The organism is Natrialba hulunbeirensis JCM 10989, from assembly GCF_000337575.1.
Taxonomy (GTDB): Archaea; Halobacteriota; Halobacteria; order Halobacteriales; family Natrialbaceae; genus Natrialba; species Natrialba hulunbeirensis.
Genome location: NZ_AOIM01000007.1, coordinates 32820 through 47167 on the forward strand (window position 1 = coordinate 32820; position 14348 = coordinate 47167).

A 14348-nucleotide genomic window follows, 5' to 3' on the forward strand; every position below is an offset into this window, starting at 1 on the left:
GATGGCGATGGGGTAGACGTGTCAGTTACGTCTCGTCGTTCTGTCTCTCTCCCGCGATCTCTGTGTTCCCATCTGCTCCGTTTGTTCTCTCTCGCTCTGTCTCCGCCCCTGCCTCTCCCGCTTCCGACGAGTCCTGTTCATCGCTTCGCCTCGCCGTTTCTGGCGGTTCAGGCGGCTCGAACGCCGCGATAAGCCATTGCCCGGCCCGCGTCTCCACCAACTCGTCGAGACTCCGCTGTGACCGGGTTCCCGCTGCTGCCAGAGCCGTGACACCGAGAGCGGAGACGACCACCAGTTCGGACGGGGCCGCGTCACGCTGAACCGAGTACAACAGTGAGATGAGAATCAGGGGAAGAACGAGAAGGCTCACGATCCGAACCGGTCGGTCACGAATCGTGGCCCACCCCTGACGCCCTCGCGTTGCGAGTCCGGAGGACTCGAGTGCGACGTCGAGACGTGCGAGCACGTGATCGAGCACTCGAATCACCGGCCCAACGGTCCACGTCTCGCGCAGGTCGATAACGATCACGTCGGGATCGGGTTCGGCCGTAAGCCAGCGATAGCAGTACGACTGTTCGACGTAGTGTTTCCAGGTAGCACCGATCGAGGCGATCCGTGACTGTTTTGCCACCGTCGTCGCTCGCGATTCGACGCGAGAGAACGCCGCTGACACGTCGGCCAGCCGCGACTGTGCGGCTGACTTGCGAGCCGTATCCGTGAGTTGGGCGACGCGAGAGGTGCCAGCGTCCCCGTCTGGCTGGGTTGCGGTGTCCACCACGTCCGCTGCATCGGCGTCCGTAGCCGGCGGTTCACGACTCGCGTCTTCAGTGGCCTCTCCGCCTGCCATCTCGTCGGCGTCTCGAGTCCGTTCTTCGGTGTCGTGATCGGTATCTGAGCCGGTAGCCGGCTCTGACCGATCACTCATCGTGCTCGCACCTCGGCCGATAGCTGCGGCCAGCGTCGCTGTATCACTCGCGGCCCGAGCGCTGTCGCTCGACAGACTGCGAAGCGTTCGCAATGAGCGGAGATCATAGTGAGAGCGAACATAGGACGACAGATGACGCCGTCACTCGAGTTCAGTGACGGTACCGCTAACAGTCGTGGACTCAAGGTCGAACGCAATAGTGTTTCCGGCCGTGAGTCGGTCACCGCGGAAGTAGACTCCCTCTTCACCGGCACGCTCTGTCGTTTCTAACTCGACGGTGAGCGTTACGTCCTCGTTCTGTGGGTGTTCGGTTTCGTAGAGTTCTCCGTCCTCGGTTTCGGCGACGACGGTTGCTGGGTCACGATCGACGGCGGTGACCGTTACAACGGTCTCGCCGTGTGCGGTTTCAGTCATGTTTTCTGAGAGGTGGTCCGCGACGCTCGGATCGACGTTCGAGAGAGACACGGTCGCGGTCGTCGTTGTCGGCTCGATACCGAGCGTGTCGTCGTCGGCATCGACCGCAGTGACCGTGCCGTTTGTGGCGTACCAGCCGAGATCGAGGCGAAGGCTCTCGCCGAGGTGAAGCGGCTCCGATCCGACGCGGAACACGTCGCGGTCGTTCTCCGTACTCGCCAATCCGTCGACCTCTGCACGGACGAGCGCCTCTTGCGGGCCGTTCGGTGGCGGTGCCGTGACGTAGACGTCGCTCAGCGTTACTTGCTCACCGGTACCTGCAACCGTCGCGGTCGTACCGTTATCCAGGCGGTCGGCAACGTAGCCGGGCTGGTCACCGAGATCGAGGGTGACGTAGCGTGTCTCTGACTCCCCGTCGGGTCCGCTCTCCGATTCGTCCGTCGCTGGCTCGTCACCACTGCCCAAAACGAGTGCGGCCCCCGCCACGACGACGGCCAACACCATGAGGATGACAAGCGCGTCGACGACGTTGACGACCCCGAAGATGTTGCCGTCTTCGTCGATCAGTGCCATTGATTCGTTCGGTGGTGTGGTTGTCTCTGCTGAGACCGTCCCGGCGCTTTTATTTTCGTTTCGTTCGGATTGACACCGGGAGCCTGTCCGGAACTCACTGCTTGCCGGCCAGGGCCGCTGCCTGACTCACGCTTGTTCATGCCACAGTTCTGCAGACACGATGCTAAATAGGTTCTCCTTCGGGAATAAGTAATCGCAACTGGGATATCGAGTAGTAGTTCAAGAGCCCTCGGATAGCAGTTCAACAGTCTAGCGATACAGCCATGCTGATTCCACTGGCACTGACTGTCAGTTCCGTCGTCCCTGTCGCACACGCTGTCGGCTCCCAGTTGATTGCCGTCTCGGTTGCACTCCCCGCTGTCTCAGCCGAAAGCTCGTACCGGCCACCCTCGCTGCACTCGAGTACCACGTCGCCGCGAGCCGGCAGTTCCAGTTCCCGAGCCAACAGCTCATCGCCGTTGTGTGTGAGTCCTACCGTTGTCTGCACCGGCTCGTCGGTCGCGTTCGCGATTCGGACACCGTAGAGCCCGTCCGAACCGGCCCACGGCTCGCTCTCGTCTGCGGTTCGAATCTCCGCGCGCTCGATTGCGTCGCTGTCGATGGACTCGAGTGCGGTCGTGCCCTCCGCGTCTGGTTCCGCGTGGTCAGCGCTCGTTGCGGTTGGGGTATCTGTGTCTGCCGTGTCGTCTGTGTTCGTCGGCGTCCGGTCAGTTGCGGAGTTGGCATCGAGACAACCAGCGAGGAAGGCTACCACGCTGCTGGCAAGTGCGGCGAACGTGCGTCTGGAGAGCGCTGTTGTAAGCAACACCGACACGGCCAACGCAACGACAGGGCGGAACGCTCGAATCATACTGGTTGTCCAGACGAGCAGCCTAATGGTCATTTTTCACGAACCCGAGACTGTCCCCATACTGAGACCGTCGGTTTCCTTCGTCCAGTGCCTGGTTGTCCGGTAGGAGGATCCTACCAGTCAGTGGACGGTACTCGCATTCGCCGCTGCCAGTCGACGAAAACGCAAATACTCACTTAGAGCGACGGAAGTGGTCGGTTGTTGTGAAACAGGAACCGGATGCTATAGTTGGGTGTCACGAGACGCCGATGCCCGCTGGGCACTGATCCATGATATGACGTTCCGACTACGATCAGCTCCGATCCGACGTACAGTGACGCTTGTTGTCGTCGCCAGTCTCCTCGCGATGGCGATTTCGACGGGTGCGATGGCGAGTGAAGATGAGGAGACCTCAGTCGTCATCAACGAGACGACTGTCGAGGAGAGTCTAACGGAGGTCCACGAGGAGTCTGTTGTCGAGGAGACGACCGAGACGAGCCCCGACGGTGATGTTCCCGAGTTCGACGCTGATCCTGGCTTCGAGTTACCGAGCCTGACTGAGTCAGACGAATCGCTGTTCGGTGGCTGGCTCTCGTTCTGAGCCACCCAGTCAGTAACAACTCAGTCTTTCGCCGGCGTTTGCTAGATTCAGGTTGACGGACCGGCGTGCAGGAATTCGGAAGGTACCGTTTCGTCGAATCAAAACGAGAAAGAGTCGAAAGTCGAATAACGAAATCGGGCGAACGTATGCGCTGAAGCGGGAATTAGGCTCCGGCCCAGACGTTCGTTGCGGAGACGGCTCCGAACTGAACGTTTTCGTTCTCCTGGAGGGTCACCTGTGCAGCGTCAGCGCTGCCACCGTCGTCGGCAATGGCGACTGCGGCCTGCTGCTGGTTGACGTTCTCCTGAAGGACGTACTGGATCTGCTGGATCTGGGCGGTTGCGTCCTGCTCAACGTCGTTGGTCTGCTGTGCGTCGGTGTCGAACGCGATACCAGGTGCACCCTCGACATCACCGCCACCAAGCGTCATGCTGGTGGTCTCGGAGTGGATGGTGCTGTCGTGGACGTAGCCGGGCCCGGCGTAGACGTTCAGCGCATCGGCGAAGCCGATCTGTGCGTTGAGGTTCTGCTGGTGGGCAAGCTGGACTGCGGTGGCGTCACTGCCGTTGGTGGCCCACGCGATCGCGGAACTCTGCAGGTTCACGTTCATCTGCTCGACCTCCTGAGCCTGAGCGACGCCGGAGGTGGCGGTCTGTGCGTCACCGTCGGCAGCGCCCTTCTTGTGGTGGTCCTTGTCCTTCTTGTCGTCGTGCTTCTTGTCGTCCTTCTTATCGTCGTGCTTATCGTCGTGCTTCTTGTCGTCGTACTTCTTCTCGTCCGCCTTCTCATCGAGCCCGCTCACTGCCTGTGCGGTGTCTTCCATCGCAGCGGCGTCATCGACACCGCTCGTCGCGATGTTCATGCCGGCGAGCGAGGCGAAGACGCTCGAGGCGTCTGCGGCACCGATCTGCTCGTTGAAGTTCGACTGTTCGGTAAGCTGGATTGCCGTTGCGGTGCTGTTTTCACCGACGGCGATCGCAACTGCGGCATCCTGCTGGTTGACGTTCTCCTGGTAGGCCGCCTGCTCCTGGTTGACCGTCGCGTCAGCGGACTGGTCCATGAAGTCACCGCCACCAGCGTAGACGTTCGTCGCGTTCGCGACTCCCTGCTGGAGGTTCTGGTTCGTCTGGTGGGACTGCTGGATTGCGAGCGCTTCGCTCTCGTTGTCCGCGAGGGCGAACGCAGTGCTCTGCTCGTTGTAGTTCAGCTGACCGACGAGCTGGCTCTGGGTCACTTCGGCTTCGGCGACCTGATCGGCGTCGGTATCAACGTCATCCTTGTGTCCCTTCTTGTCGGCAATACCCCAGCCGTCGAACTGCTTGCCGTCACCGTTGCCGAGGACGACGTTGACGGTGCCGACGTCGTCGAAGGTGGTCACCTGACCAGCGTCAGTCTCCGCGAGCGCTTCGGCGAACTGCTCGTTGTCGTTGTACTGGTTTGCTTCCTGCACCGCAGTCGCCTCGCCACCGTCAATCGAGATTGCGGTCGCGTTCGACTGCTGGTTGATGTTCACCTGTTCAACATCCTGGTACTGGTTCACCGTCGCATCGGCTTCACCGCCGACGTGGGCTTCGATGTACTCATCGAGTGTCATCCCGTCGAGTTCGGCACCGAAGACCAGATACAGTTCTTCACCGTTCTCAAGCGCGTGGACGTCTCCGCTTGTACTCACGTCCTCGCCAGCTGCTGCTGCGGGGGCGCCCACTGCGAGCATTGATAGGGCGACGATACACGCCATCAGGACGGTCGTATACTGTGACCGTCTCGTTGTTGTGTTACTCATGTTTCACTTGATCTGAGCCGTGAGAGTCTTTTGTTTCTGTATCTCCACGGCGCAAACCTTCGTATCCTGATGACAGACTTTGTTATCTGGTTGTTGTCGAACTGATGGAAGGGCCTACTGAACGGAAGACGGCGACTTCTCCCCCGAATGGAGTGCTTTCGACGGTGGTAGCCGTCGGAACGGCTGACCGCCTGCATCCGGTTAGAGCAGTGTCTGCGGACGCACAACCAATCTGTTCGAACCCGTTGCACCTGAACCGTCACCGATCGATGATTGTTACAGCGACCAAAGCAGGACGTTACCGTCCTCAAAACAGTCACCCCGTTCCTGTGTTTGGGTGCACTCATCTGTTGCAACCGTTCAATGGGCGCTCAACGGCGGGACTGAGAGACCGCCGTATCGGTCCGGAGAAACACGCGTTTCAGCAAGGTGTAGGATGGCTCACAGAGCGATAGTTTCGGCTTCAATCGCGCTAATCGGAGTATTCGACGTGAAACCGTTGTTCGGGTTGAAGTAGTCCTCGCTGTTGTGTTGTGACCGGGCAACGCGCCACAGCAGTCGGGGTTCACCAGTGGCTTGGCCACTGAACTCGTCGTCACGAGCGGCCCCGGTCAGCCGTGGAGCGTGCCTCAGGATTACAACACATGAAGCGAACACTCGCAATTACACTGACGGTAGCGCTCATTGGCAGCCTCATGTTCATGGGGTTCGCCGGCACGGCAGCAGCACAGAACGACGTCGATCAAGAGACGGGTGATGCGAGCGTCGATATCAGCATTGATCAGGACAACAACAACGCACAGGTAGGCATCGCTGAGTCGTACTCCAGTTCGTTCGCCCTCGGCGCATCGGCCTCTGACAGCAAGTGGGGCACCTCGACCGGCGCATCCTCCTTCAGTGCCTCTAACGCTGAAGTGAACCAGAACCAGTTCAGTGTCCAGAGTAACAACGCGAACGTTGAGGGCGTGACAGCTGAGAGCGGTGACAACGTCAACATCGGCGACATTGACATCGGCTTTGATGACGACGACAACGGTAACGGCGATGTCGCCATCCTCGGCTAATCGCTAACCATCACCCCGACCGCGAATCACATTTCTTCCAATTTTAACACGTCAAAGCTCACTCGTAGTTACATCGGCGTCGAGATCGAGGTGGTCACTATTTCTCGTGCAATTCCTCAGAAGCAATCTGTTCAGCCCGTTCTACGATCGTTCGAATAGATGTGCTCGCTTCAGACGCAACAGCCGCAGCCTCGTCGTACTCTGCACTCACGTCGTACACCTCACCGTCACTATCGCGGGCGATTTTGACAGTCACCTCGTAGCGCTCACCTCCGACTTCCATCGCCACCGTCTCGAACTCACGGTCGGCAATCCAGCGGTGGGTCACACCCGAATCACGAACCCCCAACGTACCGGTCTCCTCCGCGAGCCGCCGTGCAACCCGCGTTCGGTCCTCGGGCTTACAAATCACCTTCACCAGATGGCCGGGTCGGGACTTCTTCATCGTCGCCGGGAGAATCGAAACGTCTCGTGCACCCACCTCAGCCAGGGTGTCCTGCAGGCCGCCGAGTACCTCCGGCGTCGCGTCGTCGAGGTTTGTCTCGAGTACCGCGATCTCATCCTTGTACAATCCGCCGGTTCCCTCGCCGACCAGCACTCGTAGCACGTTCGGGTGGGGATCGAGGTCGTACCCGCCAGCGCCGTAGCCGGCGGCCGTCACGTCGAGTTCGGGGAGCGAGTCGACGCCGTCGGCGAGGTGTGCGAGGATGGCCGCGCCAGTGGGTGTGAGCAGTTCTGCGTCGACAGGCCCACCGCGAAGCGCCCAGTCTGCTTCCTGGGCAATTTCGACGACCGCAGGTGCGGGAATCGGATACTCACCGTGGGCCATCGTGGCCGTCCCGCCGCCGGTCGACAGTGGCGTGGTGACGATGCGGTCCGGCGCGAGATCGTGAACCAGCGCCGTCGCCCCGACGATGTCCGCGATGGCGTCGTCTGCTCCGACCTCGTGAAAGTGAATGGACTCGAGTGCCTCGCCGTGGACGCTGGCCTCGGCTTCACCGAGGCGTTTGAAGATAGCGAGTGCGTCGCGTTCGACGGGGTCGGGGAGGGCCATGTTTTCGACGATGGTGCGGACGTCGGTGTAGCTGCGGTGGGGGCCGTGTCCTTCGGCGTGGGTGTGGGTATGGGTATGCTCGTGATCGTCGTGTGTGTGCTCGTGTACGTGGTCATGGTGGGTGTGGGTATGCTCGCGGTCGTGCTCGTGATCGGCCTCATCATGGCTGTGATCCGCGTGACTGTGGTCGTGGTCGTGTTCGTGCCCATGCCCATGCGCCTCGTCGTCCGCATCGTCATGCCCATCGTATTCCCCAGTCAGCACCACATCCACCGTCGTCCCCGAAATCCCACACCGAACCGTCTCGTCGATCTGATACGCGACATCGAGTTCGTCCGTGATGGACTCGAGTACGTCCGGGTCAGCGCCAGCATCCAGTAAGGCAGCGAGGATCATGTCGCCGCTTGCGCCCATGCGGCCGTCGAAGGCGAGAACGTTCATACCTAGAGGAGGGATAGCGTGCGCAAAAAGCCATGCTTCTCTGGTGTCTGTGGTGTGTCTGTGTTGGTTCGTGGTGTGTTCGTGTTGCGTCTGCGGTCTGTCTGCGGTCGCTCGTCGACGTGCTCCTCGGATGGTGATTCTGGGTGTCTCGCCAGCGGTCGGCTGGAAGTGGTCCGGCTGTCGGGCTGGAAGTGGTCCGACTATAGACGTGAGTTGAATCGGGTGCGCCCGCGAACTTACTCCAGCTACGTGAGTGTCACGCTGGTTCTCTCAAAACACACCGCCGTCGACACTTCTATGTATCTACCTGCCAAACATTGCTTTGGTAGCACCTAGCAAACTTTGACGAGCAAAAAACCTATCCGACCCGGTATCGGAGTCACAGACATTGCCGTGCATCCTGAATCATGAATGAAGTTCAACTGGAGGTTGCGAAGGCGTACCCGAACGACTCGGGTCGTGGTATCGCCCGACTCGACCCGGACACGCTGTTACATCTAAAGCTGAGTCCGGGCGACATAATCGAGATTGAAGGTGCAGATACGACTGCCGCGAAGGTGTGGCGTGCAGACCGGCAGGACTGGAACACGGATACCGTCCGAATCGACGGCTTCACGCGACAGAACGCCGACGTGGGAATCGGCGAGCGAGTCACCATCCGGAAGGCGGAAGCGACGAAGGCGGACAAACTCACACTCGCGCCGCCGGAGGAGGCGTCGGTACAGTTCGGCTCCGACGCGGCGGGCATGGTCAAGCGGCAGATCCTAAAGCGGCCGGTCGTCGGCCGCGACATCGTGCCCGTGATGAGCTCGACGAACCACCCGTTCATGCGCTCGCCGGGCCAGGCGATCCCGCTGATCGCCGTCGAGACCGAGCCGGAGGGTGTCGTCCTCATCACCGAGGATACGGACGTCGAACTCCGAGAGGAACCGATTTCGGGCTTCGAGAAGACCGGTGGCGGGATCACCTACGAGGACATCGGCGGACTCCAGGGCGAGATCCAGCGGGTCCGGGAGATGGTCGAACTCCCGATGAAACACCCGCAGATCTTCAAGAAGCTGGGGATCGAGCCGCCACAGGGCGTCCTCCTGCACGGCCCACCCGGTACCGGGAAGACGCTCCTCGCGAAGGCGGTGGCCAACGAGACCTCCGCGTCGTTCTTCTCGATCGCCGGCCCGGAGATCATCTCGAAGTACTACGGCGAATCCGAGCAACAGCTCAGGGAAATCTTCGAAGACGCGAGCGAGGAGTCACCCGCGATCATCTTCATCGACGAACTCGACTCCATCGCGCCCAAGCGCGAGGACGTCACGGGCGAGGTCGAACGCCGCGTCGTCGCCCAGCTCCTGACGATGATGGACGGGCTCGAGGCCCGCGGACAGGTCATCGTCATCGCGGCGACGAACCGCGTCGACAGCGTTGACCCCGCGCTTCGCCGACCGGGCCGCTTCGACCGCGAAATCGAGATCGGCGTGCCGGACGAGGTCGGCCGCGAGGAAATCCTGCAGATTCACACCCGCGGGATGCCCCTCTCGGACGATGTCGCACTCTCTCACCTGGCCGACGAGACCCACGGCTTCGTCGGTGCTGACATCGAGAGCCTGACCAAGGAGGCGGCGATGAAGGCGCTGCGGCGGTACCTCCCCGAGATCGATCTGGACGAGGAGGACATCCCACCGAGCCTGATCGACCGGATGATCGTCAAGCGCGAGGACTTCCGCGGCGCACTCGGCGAGGTCGAACCCTCGGCGATGCGAGAAGTCCTCGTCGAGCTCCCCAAGATCTCCTGGGACGACGTCGGCGGCCTGCACGACGCCAAAGAACAGGTCCAGGAGTCCGTCGAGTGGCCGCTCAACAACCCCGGCCGGTTCAGTCGGCTGGGCATCGACCCGCCAGCGGGCGTCCTGCTATACGGGCCGCCCGGCACCGGGAAGACGCTCATGGCGAAAGCGGTCGCCAACGAGACCAACGCGAATTTCATCTCAGTTCGCGGCCCACAGCTACTCTCGAAGTGGGTCGGTGAATCGGAGAAGGCCATCCGTCAGACCTTCCGCAAGGCGCGGCAGGTCTCCCCGACGGTGATCTTCTTCGACGAACTCGACGCGCTCGCCCCCGGCCGCGGCGGCGAAACCGGGTCGAACGTCTCCGAACGGGTTGTCAACCAGCTCCTGACGGAACTGGACGGCTTAGAAGAGATGGAGGACGTGATGGTCATCGGCGCGACGAACCGACCGGACATGATCGACCCCGCACTGCTGCGCTCGGGTCGATTCGATCGCCTCGTCATGATCGGCGAACCAGATGTCGACGGCCGCGAGCGGATCCTCGACATCCACACGCAGGATATGCCACTGGCCGCAGATGTCACCCTCCGTGAGGTCGCCGAAATCACGGACGGCTACGTCGGCAGCGACCTCGAGTCGATCGCCCGCGAGGCGGCTATCGAGTCCCTGCGCGAGGACCACGAGGCCGACATCGTCGAGATGCGCCACTTCCGTCAGGCGATGGAGAACGTCCGCCCAACGATCACGGACGACATCCTCGACTACTACGAGCGCATCGAAGAGGAGTTCAAGGGCGGCTCGAGTGGCCCCGACCCAACCGGCCGTCGTGGCAGTCGCATCGGCTTCCAGTAGTAGTAGTCTGGCCCGTTCGACTCGAGACGTACTCGAGTCCACCGACTGATCGCGAGTGCTGTGCGGGTACCGATATTCGGTCCGTTTTCGCCACACTGTGAGCGCTGTGAACTGGTCGAGCCGCAGGCGTGATGCGGAGTAAGGAGTGCTTACCGACTGCTAACAAGTTCTTAGTCCCGGTCGCTGTGGCCGTCCCTGTCGAGTCCCCGTTCTCACACTGCGGATGCCGTTCCGCTGTACCGTGGACGGCCTCTGTATCGGGTAGCTGGCGTTTCTCGTACCAATTTCGCACTCATCTCTCGGTCGCTTTCGGCTGAATTGTCTCGAATGCGTTCGAATGTACCGAAACGGTCGCCGTTCTATATCACGGTTCTCGCCCAGTCAGTAGACAATCGTCGATGTCTGAGTCCTCTGTTGGCCCTGACCAGTCTGCCGGATCGTCGTCGCCATCGGACCAGCAAGCGAATCGAGCGCATCACGAGTCAAACGCCGCCCATGTGGATCGGGCCACGACGCCACCCACCCAGATGAACCAGCCAAACGGAACCACTCGTCCGACCGCTGATCGTCCCACAGCCACGCCACAGCGCGATTCAGACCCGCTTTCGCTCCGTATTCGCGCACTCGCGTTCTGGTCTGCGATCGGCCTCCCGTTCGTTCACATCCCGCTGCTGTTTACTGGCCTCTCGACCTGGGTCGAAACGACGATGTTTCTGCTCTTGCTTGGCTGTAATCTGGTCGCACTCTACGTCGGCCACGAGCACTGTCAGTCGAACGGTCGCTAATTTACGCTCCTTGCTGTGCAACGACGTTGAAGGAAGACGCTCAGCGGAAGCGTTATTATGAATTATACACTATCCATAATAGGATGTCCCAATCGACGACGCCGTCCGAGACGCCACCAATTGAGCAACTTCGAACGCTTGTTGATCTGCTGGAAAATCCAACACTCGCTCAGATCTATACGTACGTCCTTCAGACTGATACCGCGACTGTTGAGGATATGATTACCGACCTCGAGGTTCCACAGGGAACTGCCTACGACTATGTGAGAAAACTCGAGGATTCCGGGTTAGTGACGAAGACCCGTAAAGAGCGGCCATACGAGTTTACAACTGAGCCACTCTCGATCACACTGACGACGGATGGTCAAGCCCGTACGATCACTGCCGAACTCGTCGATGCAGTCGGTCGCCGTGAGGGAAACACCGATATTGATGTGTATCTCGACCGCCATGGAATCGACGGGTTAGCAACCGCTCTCGAGTACGCGCATGAATATGTTGATGGAACAGTTAACCATCGAATCATGGCCCGTGAACTGGATCTCTCTCCAGTGGAAGCAGAGTGTATTCTCCAGGCGCTCGAACCGGTCGTCCTCCAGCATCGAACTGACGAATGACGACGGCGTATATTGCAGATACAGGTGTGTTCATTCGCTGCGGTGGACCAGACACAGCAAAGTATCAGCGGCTTCGCAACGCAATCCGCCAGGCAGGAGTCTCGCTTCGCGTTCCACAACGAGTGTATATCGAGTTAGTTGGATATTAGGGCGCTAAGCCCCCGCCTCAAGGAACGAACGGCGTTAGCCGTGAGCGAGTAGGGCGGGGATACAGCGCCCGCACGAGTGACAATTGAGCCTAATCAGAACAGTTAATTAACCGTAACGAATAGCAGAGGATAAGTCGCATGGAGTACAGTCCACGATTCCGACTCTTCCCCTCGACCACGCAACGGGAGGGTCTGGACTGGACTCGTGACATCGTGCGACAAGTCTACAACCACGCGCTCCACGAATTCAACAAAATTCCAGAAGGCAAGGGGACGCTCAGACAGCGCGTCTGGCAAGTTCGAGACGACTTACCCAGTCTCAAACAACAGTGGACTGACCTCAAACAGGTCTATTCCACCGTGTTGCAGAAAGCTGTTGAACGTATCCGAACCAACATTAACAACCTTGGCAAGCTGAAATCCAAAGGCTATGATGTTGGCTCGTTGAACTGGAAAGGACCGTGTGAGTATCGGAGTTTCACGTATCGGCAATCGGGCTTCGAACTCGACAAGAAGAGTGGCCCACGAGACCGAGCAATTCTCCGACTCAAAAAAGTCCGCGGTGATACGCTTGAAATCCCAATCCGCTTGCACCGTGACTTGCCCGAGCACGACGCTATCAAAGAGGTCACAGTGAAGAAAGAACCTACGGGAGCGTGGTACGCCTCGTTCTGCATCAGTACAGATGAACCAGTGAAACCTGATGTAGACAACATCGATACAGAGGATACCGTCGGCCTCGACCTTGGCGTCCGTAACTTCATCCACGATTCCGAAGGGCGTTCCATCGGACGACTCGACCTGGCCGACGAGCGCGACCGCCTCGAACGCGAGCAACGCTCGCTCTCTCGCAAACAGTACGAGTCGAACAACTGGGAGAAACAACGGCGTCGAGTTGCTGAAGTTCACACTCGCATGTCAAACAAGAAGCGCGATTACAAACATAAACTCGCGTATTTCTACGCGACGAAGTACGATGCCGTGTTTGTCGAGGACTTGAACGTGAAGTCGATGCTGGAAGGTGATGGGAACGCACGGAACAAAGCCGAAGTGGGGTGGAGTGATTTCCGCAAAATTCTCGAACACCACTGTGACAAGCACGGCACGCACTACGTTGAAGTTCCTGCTCAGGGCACGACGAAGGAGTGTGCCAAGTGTGGCGCAGAAACCGAGAAGCCGTTGTGGGTTCGAGAACACTCGTGCCCAGCGTGTGGGTTCGAGTTGGAGAGGGACTGGAACGCGGCTTTGAACGTAAAGTCGCGTGGTCTAGAGAAACTAGGAGTGGTTCACTCCAAAGCAACGCCTGTGGAGACTGCGACCGCTGTGGACCCAATTACGGTGTCTGCAAGCCGTGTCGTCGAAGCAGGAAGCCCCTGCCTCGAGGAGCCAGCTTCCGCTGGCGAGTAGGCAGAGGTAGTTCACGTATCGGTACCTGTACTCGAGTCCCCTTCAGGAGTACGACCGAGCGTCTCGCGAATCGCTCGTCGTTTGACGAGGACGAACCCGAGCGCGATGAGGAGGAAGCCGACCAGCGTCGTGGCGTCGACGACCTCGCCGAGGTAGAGCCAGCCGGCGATTGCCGTGAAGATCGGGGCCACGTAGGAGACCATGTTGATTTCGACGGCACCGAGTCGCTCGAGGAGATCGAAGTACAGCAGGAAGCCAAGCGCGCTCGCGACGACGGCGAGGTAGCCGAGTGCGCCGAGTGCCTGCGGGTCGGTCCAGGTTGCCGGTTCGATCGGTTCTCGAAGGGCAAGGCTGATGAGGTGCATCAGGAGCGCGCCGCCGAGCATCGACCAGGCTTCCATCGTCTCGATCGGCAGCGCAGCGTCGATGCGGCGGGTGAGGACGCTGCCGAGTGCGAACGCGGCGGCCGCACAGAAGACCAGCACCTTGCCGATGACGTCTGGCGCGAACAGGTCGCCGGTGTCGGGCTGTGAGATGACTGCGACGCCGATAAGTCCGAGACCGACACCGACGACGCCGAGCGCCGAGAGCGCGTCGGATGGCATCAGCAGGCGGGCGAACCCGGTCGTCAGGACGGGTGAGAGACTCACCAGAATCGCGGCTGCGGCGGCGGTCGTGTGCTGCTGGCCGACGAACAGGAATGCGTGGTAGGCTGCGATTAAAAGCGTCGCGCCGACGGCGACGACGGCCCACTCTGCACGCCCGGTCGGGTACCAGTCGTCGACGGCGTAGGCCGCGTAGGCGAGCATCAGGATACCGGCGATATCGTAGCGCAAGGCGGCGAACAGTACCGGCGGGAAATGGTCGAGACCGGCGCTGATGGCGACGAATGCGGTACCCCAGGCGGCAGCGAGAGCGAGAAAGAGTCCGGTGTTTCTGGCGCGGCTCACAGCGATACTCGCCGGTCTGTGACACTATCTGTTACGATTCGATGAGAGTCACTGCGGTCTCAGCGTGGGTTGGAACAGACTCTTTTCGAGAACAAAATCGGAAAGATCGTCATCGCGAGT

The 14348-nt window shown here is 60.2% G+C and carries 12 protein-coding genes; 6 read left to right on the plus strand and 6 right to left on the minus strand.

Annotated features, from left to right (window positions below):
• Positions 1 to 25: 25 nt before the first annotated feature.
• The 3 genes from C483_RS00975 to C483_RS00985 all read right to left on the minus strand — a co-directional run bounded on the left by C483_RS00975 (position 26) and on the right by C483_RS00985 (position 2762).
• Positions 26 to 925: a hypothetical protein gene (locus C483_RS00975; RefSeq protein WP_006651479.1), complete on the minus strand. Its 900-nt coding sequence runs from the start codon at positions 923 to 925 to the stop codon at positions 26 to 28.
• 141 nt (positions 926 to 1066) lie between these two features.
• The gene (locus tag C483_RS00980) at positions 1067 to 1912 is read right to left on the minus strand and encodes a DUF4330 family protein (protein ID WP_006651480.1); all 846 of its coding nucleotides are present in this window, start codon (positions 1910 to 1912) and stop codon (positions 1067 to 1069) included.
• Positions 1913 to 2153: 241 nt separating this feature from the next.
• Positions 2154 to 2762 carry a hypothetical protein gene (locus C483_RS00985; RefSeq protein WP_006651481.1) on the minus strand — a complete coding sequence of 203 codons (609 nt, stop codon included), beginning with the start codon at positions 2760 to 2762 and terminating at the stop codon, positions 2154 to 2156.
• A gap of 313 nt (positions 2763 to 3075) precedes the next feature.
• Between C483_RS00985 and C483_RS00990 the strand changes: the two genes are divergently transcribed.
• Entirely contained in the window at positions 3076 to 3342 is a 267-nt protein-coding gene (locus tag C483_RS00990) for a hypothetical protein (RefSeq protein WP_006651482.1), read from the plus strand.
• Positions 3343 to 3505: 163 nt separating this feature from the next.
• Here C483_RS00990 and C483_RS00995 read toward each other — a convergent pair whose 3' ends face one another.
• Complete coding sequence (locus tag C483_RS00995; RefSeq protein ID WP_006651483.1) at positions 3506 to 5080, minus strand: hypothetical protein; 1575 nt, start codon at positions 5078 to 5080, stop codon at positions 3506 to 3508.
• A 689-nt stretch (positions 5081 to 5769) separates the two neighbouring features.
• Between C483_RS00995 and C483_RS01000 the strand changes: the two genes are divergently transcribed.
• Complete coding sequence (locus tag C483_RS01000) at positions 5770 to 6189, plus strand: hypothetical protein (RefSeq protein ID WP_006651484.1); 420 nt, start codon at positions 5770 to 5772, stop codon at positions 6187 to 6189.
• Positions 6190 to 6286: 97 nt separating this feature from the next.
• Here the strand turns inward: C483_RS01000 and larC are convergent, their stop codons facing one another.
• Positions 6287 to 7684 carry a nickel pincer cofactor biosynthesis protein LarC gene (larC, locus tag C483_RS01005; protein ID WP_006651485.1) on the minus strand — a complete coding sequence of 466 codons (1398 nt, stop codon included), beginning with the start codon at positions 7682 to 7684 and terminating at the stop codon, positions 6287 to 6289.
• Positions 7685 to 8091: 407 nt separating this feature from the next.
• Here larC and C483_RS01010 point away from each other — a divergent pair, with 407 nt between their 5' ends.
• The 4 genes from C483_RS01010 to C483_RS01025 all read left to right on the plus strand — a co-directional run bounded on the left by C483_RS01010 (position 8092) and on the right by C483_RS01025 (position 13278).
• Entirely contained in the window at positions 8092 to 10320 is a 2229-nt protein-coding gene (locus C483_RS01010) for a CDC48 family AAA ATPase (RefSeq protein ID WP_006651486.1), read from the plus strand.
• Positions 10321 to 10718: 398 nt separating this feature from the next.
• Positions 10719 to 11105 (plus strand): hypothetical protein, encoded by a 387-nt coding sequence (locus C483_RS01015; RefSeq protein WP_152419808.1) that lies wholly within the window; start codon positions 10719 to 10721, stop codon positions 11103 to 11105.
• An 83-nt stretch (positions 11106 to 11188) separates the two neighbouring features.
• Positions 11189 to 11722 (plus strand): DUF7437 domain-containing protein, encoded by a 534-nt coding sequence (locus C483_RS01020; protein WP_006651488.1) that lies wholly within the window; start codon positions 11189 to 11191, stop codon positions 11720 to 11722.
• A gap of 287 nt (positions 11723 to 12009) precedes the next feature.
• On the plus strand, positions 12010 to 13278 hold the full coding sequence (locus tag C483_RS01025) for an RNA-guided endonuclease InsQ/TnpB family protein (RefSeq protein WP_006651489.1): 1269 nt from the start codon (positions 12010 to 12012) through the stop codon (positions 13276 to 13278).
• Between the two features lie 11 nt (positions 13279 to 13289).
• Here C483_RS01025 and C483_RS01030 read toward each other — a convergent pair whose 3' ends face one another.
• A complete protein-coding gene (locus C483_RS01030; protein ID WP_006651490.1) occupies positions 13290 to 14228 on the minus strand; it encodes a DMT family transporter in 939 nt (312 codons plus the stop codon).
• Between the last annotated feature and the right edge of the window lie 120 nt (positions 14229 to 14348).

Coding starts and splice junctions, on each gene's coding strand:
- C483_RS00975 (WP_006651479.1), bottom strand. CDS start 925: ATGAGTGATCGGTCAGAGCCGGCTACCGGCTCAGATACCGATCACGAC.
- C483_RS00980 (WP_006651480.1), bottom strand. CDS start 1,912: ATGGCACTGATCGACGAAGACGGCAACATCTTCGGGGTCGTCAACGTC.
- C483_RS00985 (WP_006651481.1), bottom strand. CDS start 2,762: ATGATTCGAGCGTTCCGCCCTGTCGTTGCGTTGGCCGTGTCGGTGTTG.
- C483_RS00995 (WP_006651483.1), bottom strand. CDS start 5,080: ATGGCGTGTATCGTCGCCCTATCAATGCTCGCAGTGGGCGCCCCCGCA.
- C483_RS01000 (WP_006651484.1), top strand. CDS start 5,770: ATGAAGCGAACACTCGCAATTACACTGACGGTAGCGCTCATTGGCAGC.
- larC (WP_006651485.1), bottom strand. CDS start 7,684: ATGAACGTTCTCGCCTTCGACGGCCGCATGGGCGCAAGCGGCGACATG.
- C483_RS01010 (WP_006651486.1), top strand. CDS start 8,092: ATGAATGAAGTTCAACTGGAGGTTGCGAAGGCGTACCCGAACGACTCG.
- C483_RS01015 (WP_152419808.1), top strand. CDS start 10,719: ATGTCTGAGTCCTCTGTTGGCCCTGACCAGTCTGCCGGATCGTCGTCG.
- C483_RS01020 (WP_006651488.1), top strand. CDS start 11,189: ATGTCCCAATCGACGACGCCGTCCGAGACGCCACCAATTGAGCAACTT.
- C483_RS01025 (WP_006651489.1), top strand. CDS start 12,010: ATGGAGTACAGTCCACGATTCCGACTCTTCCCCTCGACCACGCAACGG.